The sequence below is a fragment of the Streptomyces sp. NBC_00086 genome (assembly GCF_026343255.1).
Taxonomy (GTDB): Bacteria; Actinomycetota; Actinomycetes; order Streptomycetales; family Streptomycetaceae; genus Streptomyces.
Genome location: NZ_JAPELZ010000001.1, coordinates 5,543,792 through 5,557,796, shown reverse-complemented (window position 1 = coordinate 5,557,796; position 14,005 = coordinate 5,543,792). Strand labels below are relative to the sequence as shown.

Below are 14,005 nucleotides of genomic sequence, written 5' to 3'. Positions count from 1 at the left end.
CCCAGGAATCGGCCCCCGCCTCGTGTCGATCACTGAGACGCATGGGGCCAGCGGATCCTAGCGAAACCGGCGCACGCCCGTTCGATCTTTATGGTCCACCTCACACCCCCCGCACGACGACGGCCCGCCCGACCCCAGTGGGTCGGACGGGCCGTCGTCGTAGGGACGGGGTGCGGACGCGCTACTTCACGACCGACAGCGGCAGCAGCTTCTTGCCCGTCGGGCCGATCTGGATGCTGGTGTCGAGCTGCGGGCACACGCCGCAGTCGAAGCACGGGGTCCAGCGGCAGTCCTCGACTTCGGTTTCGTCGAGGGCGTCCTGCCAGTCCTCCCAGAGCCAGTCCTTGTCCAGGCCGGAGTCGAGGTGGTCCCAGGGCAGGACCTCCTCGTAGGTGCGCTCGCGGGTCGTGTACCAGGCCACGTCCACGCCGTACGCGGGCAGCGTCTTCTCCGCGGCCTGCATCCAGCGGTCGTACGAGAAGTGCTCGCGCCAGCCGTCGAAGCGGCCGCCCGACTCGTAGACGGCGCGGATGACGTCGCCGATGCGGCGGTCGCCGCGGGACAGCAGGCCCTCGACGATGCCGGGCTTGCCGTCGTGGTAGCGGAAGCCGATGGAGCGGCCGTACTTCTTGTCGCCGCGGAGCTTGTCGCGGAGCTTGCCGAGGCGGGCGTCCGTCTCCTCGGCCGACAGCTGCGGGGCCCACTGGAAGGGGGTGTGCGGCTTGGGGACGAAGCCGCCGATGGAGACGGTGCAGCGGATGTCGTTCTGGCCGGAGACCTCGCGGCCCTTGGCGATGACGTTGACCGCCATGTCGCCGATCTGGAGCACGTCCTCGTCGGTCTCGGTCGGCAGGCCGACCATGAAGTAGAGCTTCACCTGGCGCCAGCCGTTGCCGTACGCGGTGGCGACCGTACGGATCAGGTCCTCTTCCGAGACCATCTTGTTGATGACCTTGCGCATGCGCTCGGAGCCGCCCTCGGGGGCGAAGGTCAGACCGGAACGGCGGCCGTTGCGGGTCAGCTCGTTGGCCAGGTCGATGTTGAAGGCGTCCACGCGGGTCGACGGGAGGGACAGGCCCACCTTTTCGTCCGTGTAGCGGTCGGCCAGGCCCTTGGCGATGTCCGTGATCTCGGTGTGGTCCGCCGAGGAGAGCGAGAGGAGGCCGACCTCCTCGAAGCCCGTGGCCTTCAGGCCGCGCTCCACCATCTCGCCGATGCCGGTGATGCTTCGCTCCCGCACGGGGCGCGTGATCATGCCGGCCTGGCAGAAACGGCAGCCGCGGGTGCAGCCGCGGAAGATCTCCACGGACATCCGCTCGTGGACGGTCTCGGCGAGCGGGACCAGGGGCTGCTTGGGGTAGGGCCACTCGTCGAGGTCCATGACGGTGTGCTTGGACACGCGCCACGGCACGCCGGAGCGGTTCGGGACCACGCGGCCGATGCGGCCGTCCGGCAGGTACTCGACGTCGTAGAAGCCCGGCACGTAGACGCCGCCGGTCTTCGCGAGGCGCAGGAGGACCTCCTCGCGCCCGCCCGGGCGGCCCTCGGCCTTCCACGCGCGGATGATCTCGGTCATGTCGAGGACGGCCTGCTCGCCGTCGCCGATGATCGCGCAGTCGATGAACTCCGCGATCGGCTCGGGGTTGAAGGCCGCGTGGCCGCCCGCGAGCACGATGGGGTGGTCGACCGTACGGTTCTTCGCCTCCAGCGGGATGCCCGCGAGGTCCAGCGCCGTCAGCATGTTCGTGTAGCCGAGCTCGGTGGAGAAGGAGAGCCCGAAGACGTCGAAGGCCCCGACCGGACGGTGGGAGTCGACGGTGAACTGCGGCACCTTGTGCTCGCGCATCAGCTCTTCGAGGTCCGGCCACACGCTGTACGTGCGCTCCGCGAGCACGCCTTCGCGCTCGTTGAGCACCTCGTACAGGATCATGACGCCCTGGTTGGGGAGCCCGACCTCGTACGCGTCCGGGTACATCAGCGCCCAGCGGACGTCGGCGCTCTCCCACGGCTTGACCGTGGAGTTGAGCTCACCGCCGACGTACTGGATCGGCTTCTGGACGTGCGGAAGCAGGGCCTCAAGCTGAGGGAAGACCGACTCGGTCATCACGCGACTTTCGTGAAGCGGGCAGGGGGCGACTCTCAAGCGTACCCCGGGGCCCGGAGCCCCACCGCCCGCGCGATCAGCCGCGCACCGCCGCAGCCGGTCCCGCGGTGGCCGCCCACACCTGCGGCAGCTCCCGCTCGCGGCGGTCGGCCAGCGCCTCCTCACGGCCGTAGAGCAGGCCCCAGGTGAAGGAGGACTCCCCCGCGCCGGCCGCCTGGACGGCGAGGCCGCGCAGGGCGTCGCGGGCGACGACCCCGTCCTGGTGGTCGCCGAGCAGGCTCTGGACCGCCTTCACCGTCTTGGCCAGCTTGCGTGCGGGTTTGCCGAGGGCCGGGGCCGCCGCCTCGGCCGCGTACCGGGTGCGCTTCGCGGCCTTGCGGGCCTCGTGCAGGGCCAGGTCGCGGTCTTCGCCCGGGTCCATGGACAGGGCTCCCTCGATCCTGCCGGCGAGGCGTTCGTAGTCCCCGAGGACCGCCGCGGGCAGGGCCGACGCGGCGGGCCGGGCGGCGGCCTTCAGCAGCGGCGGGTCGGCCAGCAGGGCGTCGAGGGCGTTGAGCAGGGCGACGTGGCGCCGGCTGTCGAGCGCGGCCAGCGCCGCGCGGCGCGAGCCGGCGCGGCGGGCGACGTTCCAGATCTTGAGGCGGCCGCGGACCGGGCCCAGCACGAGGGTGCGCGGGAGTTCGTCGAGCCGGGTCTGGATCCGCTCCAGCAGGACTTCCTGGTCGCGGTCGACGCCGAGCTCGGCGGCGAGCCAGCGCAGCTCCTCGCCGATCGGGCCGGTCTCGGCGGGGTCCAGGATCCGCCGGTAGGTCTTGAAGGCGCCGCGCAGCCGCCGGGTGGCGACCCGCATCTGGTGGACGGAGTCGGGCAGGCCCCGGCGTACGGCGGGGTCCTGGGCGATGAGGGTGTCGCGCTGTTCGCGCAGGTACGCGAGCACGTGCGCGCCCACCGTGTCCTCGGCGGGGCCGGTGGCGGCAGCCGTCCGGGCCGGGGGCTGCCCGCCGGTCTCGGTCAGCGCCCGGGCGAGCTTGGAGGGGGCGTCGCTGACCCGGAGTCCGGCCTTGCGGAAGACCGTCTCCACGGCGTCGAGCAGCGCCGGGTCGGCGCCGTCGGCGAGCTCGACCTCCACCTCGGTCCAGGCGGCGGTGGCGTCCGCGCGCTCGGCCCGCACCGCGTCGGTGGACAGCTCCGCGAGGAGGGCGCCGTCGGCGTCGAGGAGGTGGCTGAGCTTGCGCGAGGACAGCAGCCTGACCTGCGGTTCCAGCGGGGTGTCGCGGACGCGGGAGCGCAGCAGCGCGGTCAGCGCGTCCGGCACGGTGTCGCCGAGGGGGGCGGTGATCTCGTCGCGCACGCCGGGGGCGACGGGCAGTTTGAGGTGCCAGCCGGCGTCCTTGCCGCCGGTGCGGCGGCGCAGGGTCAGCCCGTCGGCGGCGAGCCGCTGATCGGGGGTGTCGTAGTAGGTGGCGTCGAGCTCGGCCGTGCCCTGGTCGGTGACGGCCGCGATGGCGGCCGTGCCCGTCAGGTCGGGCACCCCGCGCCGTCCGGCCTTGGTGCTCCTGAACTCGAATTTGCGCTCGATCTCGCGCTTCGTGTCCGCCATGGATCGAACGTAGTCCTGAACGGAATGCGGCGGGAAGGAAAACGGCTGGTGCGGCGGAAAAACAGCCCGCCAACCGAGGGATCGAGCCGACCTGAGCCCGCCCCCGAGCCCGTCCCGTCCCGACCCGGGCCGGCCCGATCCCGCCCCGGCCCGGCGCCGGGTCAAGCCGACATGGGCCGCTGCACCCTGATCGACTGGAGCAGCCCGATGGCCACCCACACGGCGAACATCGAGGATCCTCCGTAGGACACGAAGGGCAGCGGGAGTCCGGCCACGGGCATGATCCCGAGGGTCATGCCGATGTTCTCGAAGGACTGGAAGGCGAACCAGGCGATGATCCCGGCGCACACGATCGTGCCGTACAGCTCGGTCGTCTCTCGGGCGATCAGGCAGGCGCGCCACAGGATGACCCCGAGCAGCACCAGGATCAGCCCGGCTCCGACGAAGCCCAGCTCCTCGCCCGCCACCGTGAAGACGAAGTCGGTCTGCTGCTCCGGCACGAACTGGCCGGTGGTCTGCGAGCCCTTGAAGAGGCCGGAGCCGGTCAGGCCGCCGGAGCCGATGGCGATGCGCGCCTGGTTGGTGTTGTAGCCGACGCCGGCCGGGTCGAGCTCGGGGTTGGCGAAGGCCGCGAAGCGGTTGATCTGGTACTCGTCGAGGATGCCGAGCTGCCAGATCAGGATGGCCCCGCCGACGCCCGAGCCGAGCAGGCCCAGCACCCAGCGGTTGGAGGCGCCGGAGGCCAGCAGGACGCCGAGCACGATGACGACCATGACCATGACGGAGCCGAGGTCGGGCATCAGCATGATGATGCCCATGGGGAAGGCGGCCAGGCAGAGCGCCTTGACGACGGTGCGGTGGTCGGGGTGGGCGAGGTCTCCCGCGTCCACCCGGGTGGCCAGCAGCATCGCCATGACCAGGATGATCGTGATCTTGACGAACTCGGAGGGCTGGAGCGAGAAGCCGCCGCCGACCACGATCCAGGCGTGGGCCCCGTTGATGGTGGCGCCGAGCGGGGTGAGTACGGCGAGGATCAGGACGACGGAGAGCCCGTAGAGGATCGGTACGGCGCCGCGCAGGGTGCGGTGCCCGAGCCAGATGGTGCCGATCATCAGCACGAGGCCGATGCCGGTGTTCATGGCGTGCCGGAAGAGGAAGTAGTACGGGTCCCCGTTGTTCAGCGAGGTCCGGTTGCGGGTCGCCGACCACACCAGCAGGGCGCCGATGAGGGAGAGGGCGAGCGCCGAGAGGAGTATCGGCCAGTCGAGCCGGCGCACCACGGAGTCGCGGGCGGTGAGCTTGGCCATCGCTCCCCGCTGCTCCGGCGCGTACCGGGCCACGGAGAATTTGTTGGCGGTCTGCATGTCGGTCCTCGGTACTCAGTCGTGCTGCGCGGGGCGCTGGGCGGGCGGGCCGGCAAGCGCGGGCGGCGCCAGTTCTTCCGGGGACGGGGGTACGTACGGCCGGATCTCGGGGGAATCGATGCCGCCGTCGGGGCGGATCCTGGGCAGCTTCTTCTCGGGTCCCAGGAGGAGCGCCTTCTTCAGGTCCTGGTTGCCCGCCATGTCCAGGCCGTAGATGGCGTTGTAGATGTTGCGGACGGCGGGGCCCGAGGCTCCGGAGCCGGTGCCGCCCTGGGAGATGGTCATGACGATGGTGAAGTCGTCGGTGTAGGTCGCCAGCCAGGAGGTGGTCTGCTTGCCGTAGACCTGGGCGGTGCCGGTCTTGGCCCGCATCGGGATCTTGTCCAGCGGCCAGCCGCCGAAGCGCCAGGCGGCGGTGCCGCCGGGCTCGACGACCATGCGCAGGCCCTTGTCGAGGTCCTTGACGGTCTTGGCGTCGATCGGCAGCCTGCCGTGCGCCTTCGGCTTGATCATCTGGACGTGCTTGCCGTCGGCGCTGATCACGGCCTTGCCGACCGTGGGGTCGTAGAGGGTGCCCCCGTTGCTGATCGCCGAGTAGGCGGTGGCCATCTGGATGGGGGTGACGAGGACGTCGCCCTGGCCGATGGCGAAGTTGATGCTGTCGAACGCCTTGAGCTGGTTGCCTTCGAGGCAGCTCTCGTAGGCGATCTGCTCGACGTAGGTGCCGCCCTTCTTGCCCTGCTTGCACCAGGAGTCCTTGTTGGCCGCCCAGAAGCCCTTCTTCCACCCCCGGTCGGGGATGCGGCCGGTGACCTCGTTCGGCAGGTCGATCCCGGTCTCGGAGCCGAGGCCGAACTCGCGGGCGGTCCGGTAGAACCAGTCGTGGGCGTCCTTCTTGGGCTTGAGGCCGCCGTCGCGCTGCCATTCCTTGTGGCCGAGGGCGTAGAAGACGGTGTTGCAGGAGAACTTGAGGGCCTCGCCGAGCGTGATGGGGCCGTGCCCCTTGGACTCGAAGTTCGCGAAGCTCCGGTTGCCCATGCTGTAGGAGGCGCTGCAGTTGTACTTGTCGTCGAAGGCGTACCCGGCCCGGACGGCCGCGCTCGCCGACACCACCTTGAAGATGGAGCCGGCGGGGGCCTGGCCCTGGATGGCCCGGTTGAGCAGCGGGTAGTTGGAGCCCTCGCTGGTGAGGCGCGCGTAGTCCTTGGCGGCGATGCCGCCGACCCAGGCGTTGGGGTCGTAGTCGGGCTGGGAGGCCATCGCGACGACCCGGCCGGTCTTGGTCTCCATGACGACGACGGCGCCCGAGTCGCCCTCGTACTTGCGGCCGGTGATCTTGTCGGTCTCCTGGCGGACCGTCTTCATCGCCAGCTGGAGCTCGTACTCGGCCACGGACTGGACCCGGGCGTCGATGCTGGTGACGAGGGTGGATCCGGGCACGCCCGGGTCGGACTCGGTCTGGTGCATGACCCGGCCGAGGTTGTCGACCTCGTAGGAGGTGACCATCGCCTTGCCGCGCAGGTACTTGTCGTACGTGCGCTCGATCCCGGATCGGCCAACCTGGTCGGAGCGCAGGTGCGGCGAGTCGGTGTCCTTGGCCTTCTGGATCTCCTCGTCGGTGACCGGCGAGAGGTAGCCGAGCACCTGGGCGGTACGGGCCCCGCCGGGGGCCGGGTAGCGGCGGACCGCGACGGGCTCGGCGGTGATGCCGGGGAACTCCTCGGGGCGCTCGCGCAGCTGCAGCGCCTGCTGCGTGGTGGCGTCGAGGGTGATCGGGATCGGCTGGTACGGGGAGCCGTTCCAGCAGGGCGCGGGGGTCTGGGAGTCGCAGAGGCGGACCTTCTCCATGACCGCCTTGGGGGTCATGTCCAGGACCCCGGCGAGGCGGGTCATGACGTCATGGCCGCGGTCCTTCATCTTCATCAGCGCCGTGCGGCTGGTGGAGACGACCAGGCGGGTCTCGTTGTCGGCGAGGGCGACGCCCCGGGCGTCGAGGATCGTCCCGCGCACGGCGGGCTGGACGACCCGCTGGACGTGGTTGCTCTTGGCCTCGTGGTAGTACTCGGCGCCGTTGCGGATCTGGAGGTACCAGAGCCGGCCGCCGAGGGTGAGGAACATCGAGCAGACGAGAACCTGGATGATCACGAGCCGGATCTGCACCCGGGAGGTACGGCCGGTCTCCGGAATGTTGGTCACAAGGACTCCTCCCTCACAGCTTCTTGACGCTCTTCACACCCTTGATTCCCTTGACGCCCTTTATCCGGCCGGCCCGGTTGGCACGGCTGCGGGCCGTCTTCATCCGCAGGCCGCCGCGCTGGCTGCCGATCCGCAGCCCGGTGCCGCCGGCCAGCCAGCCGGAGGCGATGTCCTTGCCCGCGGGCGGGCCGCCGTTGGCCTCGACGGCCATCGGGTCGTTCTCCGCGCGGCGGGCCAGGGCCATGATGAACGGCACGGTGAAGGGGGCGAGCAGAAGGTCGTAGAGGACCGCGGTGAACACGAGTCCGCTCAGCCCCACGTGACGGGCGGCGGTGTCGCCGACCAGGGCGCCGACGCCCGCGTAGAGCAGGGTGGAGACGAAGGCGGCACCGACGACGGTGAGCATCGGGCCCCAGGCGGAGCGGAACCGCCCGGTGTCGGGGCGGACCAGGCCGGCGACGTAGCCGATGACGCACAGCACGAGCGCGTAGCGGCCGGCGGCGTGGTCGGCGGGCGGGGCCAGGTCGGTGAGGAGGCCCGCCGCGAAGCCGATGAGGGCGCCGCTGACGCACCCGTACACGAGCGCGAGGGCGACGACGGTGAGCAGGACCAGGTCGGGGACGGCTCCGGGGAGTTGGAGGCGGCCCAGGATGGAGACCTGGACGACCAGGGCGACCACGACGAGCGTGCCCGAGAGCAGGATCCGGTTGAAACGCATGATGATCGGCTCCTAGTCCTCGGCCGGCTTGCCGGACGCGGACGCGCCGGGCGACGGGGTGACCGTGACGGTGACCGTCGGGGTGGGCTTGGGCGCTTCGGGCTTGGGCGGCAGGACCGCGTCGCGCGGGTCCTGGCGCGGGGGCATGACCACGACGCCGACGATGTCCAGGCGGGAGAAGCCGACGAAGGGACGGACCCAGACGGTCCGGGTCAGGTCGCCGCGCGCGGGGTCGACCTTCATCACCTCGCCGATCGGGACGCCGGGCACGAAGGGCTTGTTGCCGCGCGAGCCGAAGGTGACGAGCCGGTCGCCGGTGTTGATCTTGGCCTTGCCGTTGAGCATCTGCACGGAGAGCTCCCGGTCGCCCTGACCGGTGGCGAAGCCGAGTTCGCCGGTCTTCTCCAGGCGGGTGCCGACGGTGAAGTCGGGGTCGTTGGCGAGGACCACGGTGGCGGTGTCGGGGCCGACGGTGGCGACGCGGCCGACGAGTCCGTCCCCGTTGAGGACGGTCATGTCGCGCTCGATGCCGTCCTTGCTGCCCGCGTCGATGGTCACGGTCCAGGAGAAGCCCTGGGCCGCTCCTATGGCGATGACCTCGGCGCCCTTGATGCCGTACTGGCCCGCGCCCGCCCGCTTGAGCATCTCGTCGAGCTCGCGGATCCGGCTGCGGGTCTGGTCGTCGCTGCCCAGCTTGGCCTTCAGCGCCGCGTTCTCGCGCTCCAGCGTCGCGATGCGGTTGTGCCGCTCGCCGGAGTCCCGTACGGCCCCTATGGCGTTGGCGACCGGGTCGACCCCTTTCGCCACGCCCTTTTCGACCGGTCCGAAGACCGCTGCGGCGGCCTGTCGGGCACCGTCGACCGGAGACTCCTCACCCGTCCTGATGTCCACCGTGATCAAAGCGAACGCGATGGCGATCAGAAGCACCAGGAGCAGCCGGCTTTCTCGTGTGTCCCTCACGTGCGGCGGCCGTGCCTTCCTCGTAGATAGCCGTGCGGCGAAGCCGCTCCGGTGGAGCCGGGGCTCGCACCGGACCTTGCCTGTATATCAACGATCCGCCGCACGGGCCCGGTAGCACCCGTACGGCGGATCATTTGTGTTCCACCGCCGTGCGGCGGGCCGGATCAGCGCCGCGGCTGGGCGTCCAGCACCTGCTGGAGCGCCTCGAACTCCTCCACGCACTTGCCGGATCCGAGCGCGACGGAGTCGAGCGGGTCCTCGGCGATGTGGATCGGCATGCCCGTCTCGCGGCGCAGCCGCTCGTCGAGGCCGCGGAGCAGGGCGCCGCCTCCGGTCAGGACGATGCCGCGGTCCATGATGTCGCCGGAGAGCTCCGGCGGGCACTTGTCGAGGGTGGTCTTGACGGCGTCGACGATGGCGTTGACGGGCTCCTCGATCGCCTTGCGGACCTCGGCGGCCGAGATCACGACGGTCTTGGGCAGACCCGAGACCAGGTCGCGGCCGCGGATCTCGGTGTGCTCGTCCTTGTCGAGGTCGTAGGCCGACCCGATGGTGATCTTGATCTGCTCGGCGGTCCGCTCACCGAGGAGGAGCGAGTACTCCTTCTTGATGTGCTGGATGATCGCGTTGTCGAGCTCGTCGCCGGCCACCCGGATGGACTGTGCCGTGACGATTCCGCCGAGGGAGATGACGGCCACCTCGGTGGTGCCGCCGCCGATGTCCACGACCATGTTGCCGGTGGCCTCGTGGACGGGCAGGCCCGCTCCGATGGCGGCGGCCATCGGCTCTTCGATGATGTGCACCTGGCGGGCGCCGGCCTGCGTGGACGCCTCGATGACGGCGCGGCGCTCCACTCCCGTGATGCCGGAGGGTACGCAGACCACGACGCGCGGGCGGGCCAGGTAACGGCGCTTGTGGATCTTGAGGATGAAGTACCGGAGCATCCGCTCGGTGATCTCGAAGTCGGCGATGACGCCGTCCTTGAGGGGCCGCACGGCGACGATGTTGCCGGGCGTGCGCCCGATCATCTTCTTGGCTTCGGAGCCGACCGCCAGGATGCCACCGGTGTTCGTGTTGATGGCGACCACGGACGGCTCGTTCAGGACGATTCCCCGGCCCCTCACGTACACCAGCGTGTTGGCGGTCCCGAGGTCGATCGCCATGTCACGGCCGATGAACGACATGTTGTTCCCCTTGTTCCCCATGAGGAGCGTCTGGCCTTCCAGTTGATAGCGGCTGCTGTCAGGTCGGCGAGGTGGGTGTGTGGGTGGAGGCCCCATCGTAGTGCCGCAAGTACGGCCACCGCGCGACGGGACTCCGGCAAGCCCGCCGGAACGGATACCCGCCCCCTTAGTGGTGACGTCGTGTCCTGTCCATGCGTTCCCGAATATGCCCGGTAATACCGGAGGGCGACCGAAATTACTTCGGTCGCCCCAGGTCATGAGCGCTATTCGGCTGATGTTGCGTCAGAAAAGAGTGATCACAGCGCCGGGAAGAACAGCTTCAGCTCCCGCTCCGCGGACTCCTCGGAGTCCGAGGCGTGGATCAGGTTCTCCCGGGTGACGGTACCGAAGTCACCCCGGATGGAGCCGGGCGCGGCGGCAATCGGGTCAGTGGGTCCGGCCAACTGGCGGACACCCTCGATCACGCGCTCCCCTTCGACGACCAGGGCCACGACCGGGCCGCTGGCCATGAAGCCCATGAGGGGCTCGTAGAAGACCTTGCCCTTGTGCTCGCCGTAGTGCGCTTCCAGGGTCTCCTGGTCCAGCGTGCGCAGCTCCAGCGCGGGAATGGTCCAGCCGGCCTTCCGCTCGATGCGGCCGACGATCTCGCCGATCAGGCCGCGACGGACGGCGTCGGGCTTGAGGAGGACGAGCGTGCGCTGGGTCATATGGGTAACTCCTTGCGGCATACGGGTGCGGTCCGACGAGGCTACAGGTGCCCGGGCCCCCGCCGTGCGGGGCCTTCCCGGGGCCGCGCTGCGGCTCCCCGGCGGGCTACGCCTCGGTGGGGGCGGCGGCCTGGGCCTCCGCCTGGGCGGCCCAGCGGGCCTTGATCTCGTCGATGCGGCGGCCGTAGTGGATCGAGCACCACCACAGGCCCGCGAACACCACGCCCAGGATGAACATCATCGGGACGACGAAGCCGCTCAGCACGAGCCCGATCTGCAGGGCCCAGCCGATCTGGACGGCCCCGGGGCGCGAGAGCATCCCGCACAGCAGCACCGACACCAGCATCGCGATCCCGCAGACGGTCCAGACCGTGGCCTGGCTCAGATCGCCCTTCATCGCGACCAGCCCGGCGAAGCCGATCACGAAGAACTCGGCGATCAGCGTCGAAGCACACAGCGTGCGCATCCCTCAGCCCCTCTTCAGCAGCAGGCGGGCCTCGCCCACCGTGATCACGGACCCGGTCACCAGGACCCCGGCCCCTCCGTACTCCGCCTCTTCCTCCGCCAGGGTGATCGCCGCCTCCAGGGCGTCGTCCAGCCGCGGCTCCACCTGCACCCGGTCGGCGCCGAAGACCTCGACCGCGATGGCCGCGAGATCGTCGGCGGGCATCGCCCGGTGGCTGGTGTTCTCCGTGATCACGACCTCCGCGAAGATCGGCTCGAAGGCCTCGAAGACCCCGCGCGCATCCTTGCCCTCGCTCGCGCCCACGACCCCGACCAGCCGGCTGAAGCCGAAGGCCTCGGTCACCGCCTCCGCCGTGACCCGCGCCCCGGCCGGGTTGTGCGCCGCGTCCAGGACCACCGTCGGGCTGCGCCGCACGACCTCCATGCGGCCGGGCGAGGTCACCGAGGCGAAGGCCTTGCGCACGGTCTCCGCGTCCAGCACCCGCGCGTGGTCCGCGCCGATCCCGAAGAAGGCCTCGACCGCGGCCAGCGCCACCGCCGCGTTGTGCGCCATGTGGGCGCCGTGCAGCGGCAGGAAGATGCCGTCGTACTCGCCGCCCAGCCCGCGCAGCGTCAGCTGCTGCCCGCCCACCGCGACCTCGCGGGTGACGACGCCGAACTCCATGCCCGCACGGGCCACGGTCGCGTCGACCTCCACGGCCTTCTTCAGCAGCACCTGAGCCGCGTCCACCGGCTGCTGCGCCAGGATCACGGTGGCGCCCTGCTTGATGACGCCGCCCTTCTCCTGCGCGATCTCACCGGTGGTGGAGCCGAGCCGGTCCGTGTGGTCCAGGCTGATCGGGGTGACCACCGCGACCGCGCCGTCGATGACGTTGGTGGCGTCCCAGGTGCCGCCCATGCCCACCTCGATCACGGCCGCGTCCACGGGCGCGTCCGCGAAGGCCGCGTAGGCCATGCCGGTGAGGACCTCGAAGAACGACAGCCGGAACTCCTCGGCCGCGTCCACCATCTCCACGTAGGGCTTGATGTCGTGGTAGGTCTCGACGAACCGCTCGGCGGTGATCGGCGCCCCGTCCAGGCTGATCCGCTCGGTGACCGAGGACACGTGCGGGCTGGTGTAGCGGCCGGTGCGCAGCTCGAAGGCGTTCAGCAGCGCCTCGATCATGCGGGCGGTGCTCGTCTTGCCGTTGGTGCCGGTGACGTGGATGGAGGGGTACGCGCGCTGCGGCTCGCCCAGGACGTCCATCAGCGAGGCGATGCGCGTGACGGACGGCTCCAGCTTGGTCTCGCCCCAGCGGCCGGCCAGCTCCTGCTCCACCTCCCGCAGCGCCTTGGCCACCTCGGGGTCGGCGGGCTCTTCGGGCACGGGGTCGCCCTGGGGCGGACCGGCCTGCGTCCGCAGGGTGCGGCTGCCCGCCTCGATCACCGCCAGGTCGGGGTCGCGGTCGGACTCTTCCGCCACGATCTGGTCGAAGGCGTCGAAGCTGTCATCGTGGCTCTCGGGCTGCTGCTCACTCACGGGACCCAGTCTACGGACGAGGGCCGGGGGGACTTTCGGCCCGGTCGTATCGGGACCTTCTCCTGCGGGTGCGACCTGATCGTTATGCAAGCCTTGCGGGCAGGAGATTGGGGAGCAAATGCCGCAGGCCAGCACGAACAAGACAGGTTCCAGCCGCGACATAGGGATAGACCTGGGAACCGCCAACACCCTCGTCTACGCACGGGGGCACGGCATCGTCCTCAATGAGCCGTCCGTGGTGGCCGTCAAGGCGGGCACCACCACCGCACTGGCCGTGGGTACCGAGGCCAAGGAGACCATCGGCCGCACTCCCGGTTCCATCACCGCGATCCGCCCCCTCAAGGACGGCGTGATCTGCGACTACGAGGCCGCCGAGGAGATGATCCGGCACTTCGTCCGCAAGGCCGTCCCCGGCCGCCGGGTGCGCACCCGCATGGTGATCTGCGTACCGTCCGGGGTCACCCCGGTGGAGCGGCGGGCCATCATCCACGCCTCCGCACGGGCCGGCGCCAAGACCGTGCACCTGATCGAGGAACCCATGGCCGCGGCGATCGGCGCCGGGCTCCCGGTGTCCGAGCCGCGCGGCTCGATGGTCGTCGACATCGGCGGCGGCACCTCCGAGGTCGCGGTCATCTCGCTGGGCGGCATCGTCACCTCGCGGTCCCTGCGGGTCGCGGGCGACCGGATGGACGCGGCGATCACCGACTGGGTCCGCAAGGAGCACTCGCTGCTCATCGGCGACCGCACGGCCGAGGACCTCAAGATCGCCATCGGTTCGGCATGGCCGGTGCCGGACCGGCCGGAGCTGGAGAGCGCGACCTTCACGGTGCGGGGCCGCGAGAAGGTCGGCGGCATGCCGCAGACGCTCGCACTCGACGCGCGTGACGTGCGCGCCGCCCTGGACGAACCGGTGGAGGCGATCATCGCGGCGGTCCGCACCACCCTGGAGGAATGCCCGCCCGAACTGTCCGGCGACGTCATGGAGCACGGCATCGTCCTGACCGGCGGCGGCGCGCTGCTCCCCGGCCTGGACCTGCGGATGGCCTCCTCGACGGGGATCCCGGTCTTCGTCGCGGACGACCCGCTGGACTGCGTGGCGCTGGGATCGGGCCGCTGCGTGGAGGACATGGACGCGCTCAGCAGCCTGCTGGCGCCGGCGAGGGCCTGACCCCCGGAAGGGGCCGGCAT

Annotated in this window: 11 protein-coding genes; 1 reads left to right on the top strand and 10 read right to left on the bottom strand. The window is 70.7% G+C overall.

Annotated elements, in window-relative coordinates:
• Nucleotides 1-181: 181 nt before the first annotated feature.
• From OG276_RS24990 to OG276_RS24945, 10 genes are all read right to left on the bottom strand, one after another.
• Nucleotides 182-2,107, bottom strand: a complete 1,926-nt coding sequence (locus tag OG276_RS24990; RefSeq protein WP_266908941.1) for a TIGR03960 family B12-binding radical SAM protein — start codon at nt 2,105-2,107, stop codon at nt 182-184.
• Nucleotides 2,108-2,180: 73 nt separating this feature from the next.
• A complete protein-coding gene (locus OG276_RS24985) occupies nt 2,181-3,704 on the bottom strand; it encodes a CYTH and CHAD domain-containing protein (RefSeq protein WP_266908939.1) in 1,524 nt (507 codons plus the stop codon).
• Nucleotides 3,705-3,865: 161 nt separating this feature from the next.
• Entirely contained in the window at nt 3,866-5,068 is a 1,203-nt protein-coding gene (gene rodA / locus OG276_RS24980) for a rod shape-determining protein RodA (protein WP_266908937.1), read from the bottom strand.
• A 15-nt stretch (nt 5,069-5,083) separates the two neighbouring features.
• Nucleotides 5,084-7,264 carry a penicillin-binding protein 2 gene (gene mrdA, locus OG276_RS24975; protein ID WP_266908935.1) on the bottom strand — a complete coding sequence of 727 codons (2,181 nt, stop codon included), beginning with the start codon at nt 7,262-7,264 and terminating at the stop codon, nt 5,084-5,086.
• Between the two features lie 13 nt (nt 7,265-7,277).
• Nucleotides 7,278-7,982, bottom strand: coding sequence for a rod shape-determining protein MreD (mreD, locus tag OG276_RS24970; RefSeq protein WP_266908934.1), 705 nt, complete (start codon nt 7,980-7,982; stop codon nt 7,278-7,280).
• Between the two features lie 12 nt (nt 7,983-7,994).
• A complete protein-coding gene (gene mreC, locus OG276_RS24965) occupies nt 7,995-8,942 on the bottom strand; it encodes a rod shape-determining protein MreC (RefSeq protein ID WP_266908932.1) in 948 nt (315 codons plus the stop codon).
• Between the two features lie 164 nt (nt 8,943-9,106).
• A complete protein-coding gene (locus OG276_RS24960; protein ID WP_069923827.1) occupies nt 9,107-10,126 on the bottom strand; it encodes a rod shape-determining protein in 1,020 nt (339 codons plus the stop codon).
• A gap of 296 nt (nt 10,127-10,422) precedes the next feature.
• Nucleotides 10,423-10,833, bottom strand: coding sequence for a nucleoside-diphosphate kinase (gene ndk, locus OG276_RS24955; RefSeq protein ID WP_214950910.1), 411 nt, complete (start codon nt 10,831-10,833; stop codon nt 10,423-10,425).
• 106 nt (nt 10,834-10,939) lie between these two features.
• Nucleotides 10,940-11,299, bottom strand: coding sequence for a DUF4233 domain-containing protein (locus OG276_RS24950; protein ID WP_266908930.1), 360 nt, complete (start codon nt 11,297-11,299; stop codon nt 10,940-10,942).
• A gap of 3 nt (nt 11,300-11,302) precedes the next feature.
• Nucleotides 11,303-12,817: a folylpolyglutamate synthase/dihydrofolate synthase family protein gene (locus tag OG276_RS24945; RefSeq protein WP_266908928.1), complete on the bottom strand. Its 1,515-nt coding sequence runs from the start codon at nt 12,815-12,817 to the stop codon at nt 11,303-11,305.
• A 118-nt stretch (nt 12,818-12,935) separates the two neighbouring features.
• Here OG276_RS24945 and OG276_RS24940 point away from each other — a divergent pair, with 118 nt between their 5' ends.
• On the top strand, nt 12,936-13,985 hold the full coding sequence (locus tag OG276_RS24940; RefSeq protein WP_266908926.1) for a rod shape-determining protein: 1,050 nt from the start codon (nt 12,936-12,938) through the stop codon (nt 13,983-13,985).
• Nucleotides 13,986-14,005: the final 20 nt, after the last annotated feature.

What these genes read in the sequence shown, in the direction of transcription:
- rodA (WP_266908937.1), bottom strand. Translation starts at nt 5,068, where the DNA reads ATGCAGACCGCCAACAAATTCTCCGTGGCCCGGTACGCGCCGGAGCAG.
- OG276_RS24940 (WP_266908926.1), top strand. Translation starts at nt 12,936, where the DNA reads ATGCCGCAGGCCAGCACGAACAAGACAGGTTCCAGCCGCGACATAGGG.
- OG276_RS24985 (WP_266908939.1), bottom strand. Translation starts at nt 3,704, where the DNA reads ATGGCGGACACGAAGCGCGAGATCGAGCGCAAATTCGAGTTCAGGAGC.
- ndk (WP_214950910.1), bottom strand. Translation starts at nt 10,833, where the DNA reads ATGACCCAGCGCACGCTCGTCCTCCTCAAGCCCGACGCCGTCCGTCGC.
- OG276_RS24950 (WP_266908930.1), bottom strand. Translation starts at nt 11,299, where the DNA reads ATGCGCACGCTGTGTGCTTCGACGCTGATCGCCGAGTTCTTCGTGATC.
- OG276_RS24960 (WP_069923827.1), bottom strand. Translation starts at nt 10,126, where the DNA reads ATGTCGTTCATCGGCCGTGACATGGCGATCGACCTCGGGACCGCCAAC.
- mreD (WP_266908934.1), bottom strand. Translation starts at nt 7,982, where the DNA reads ATGCGTTTCAACCGGATCCTGCTCTCGGGCACGCTCGTCGTGGTCGCC.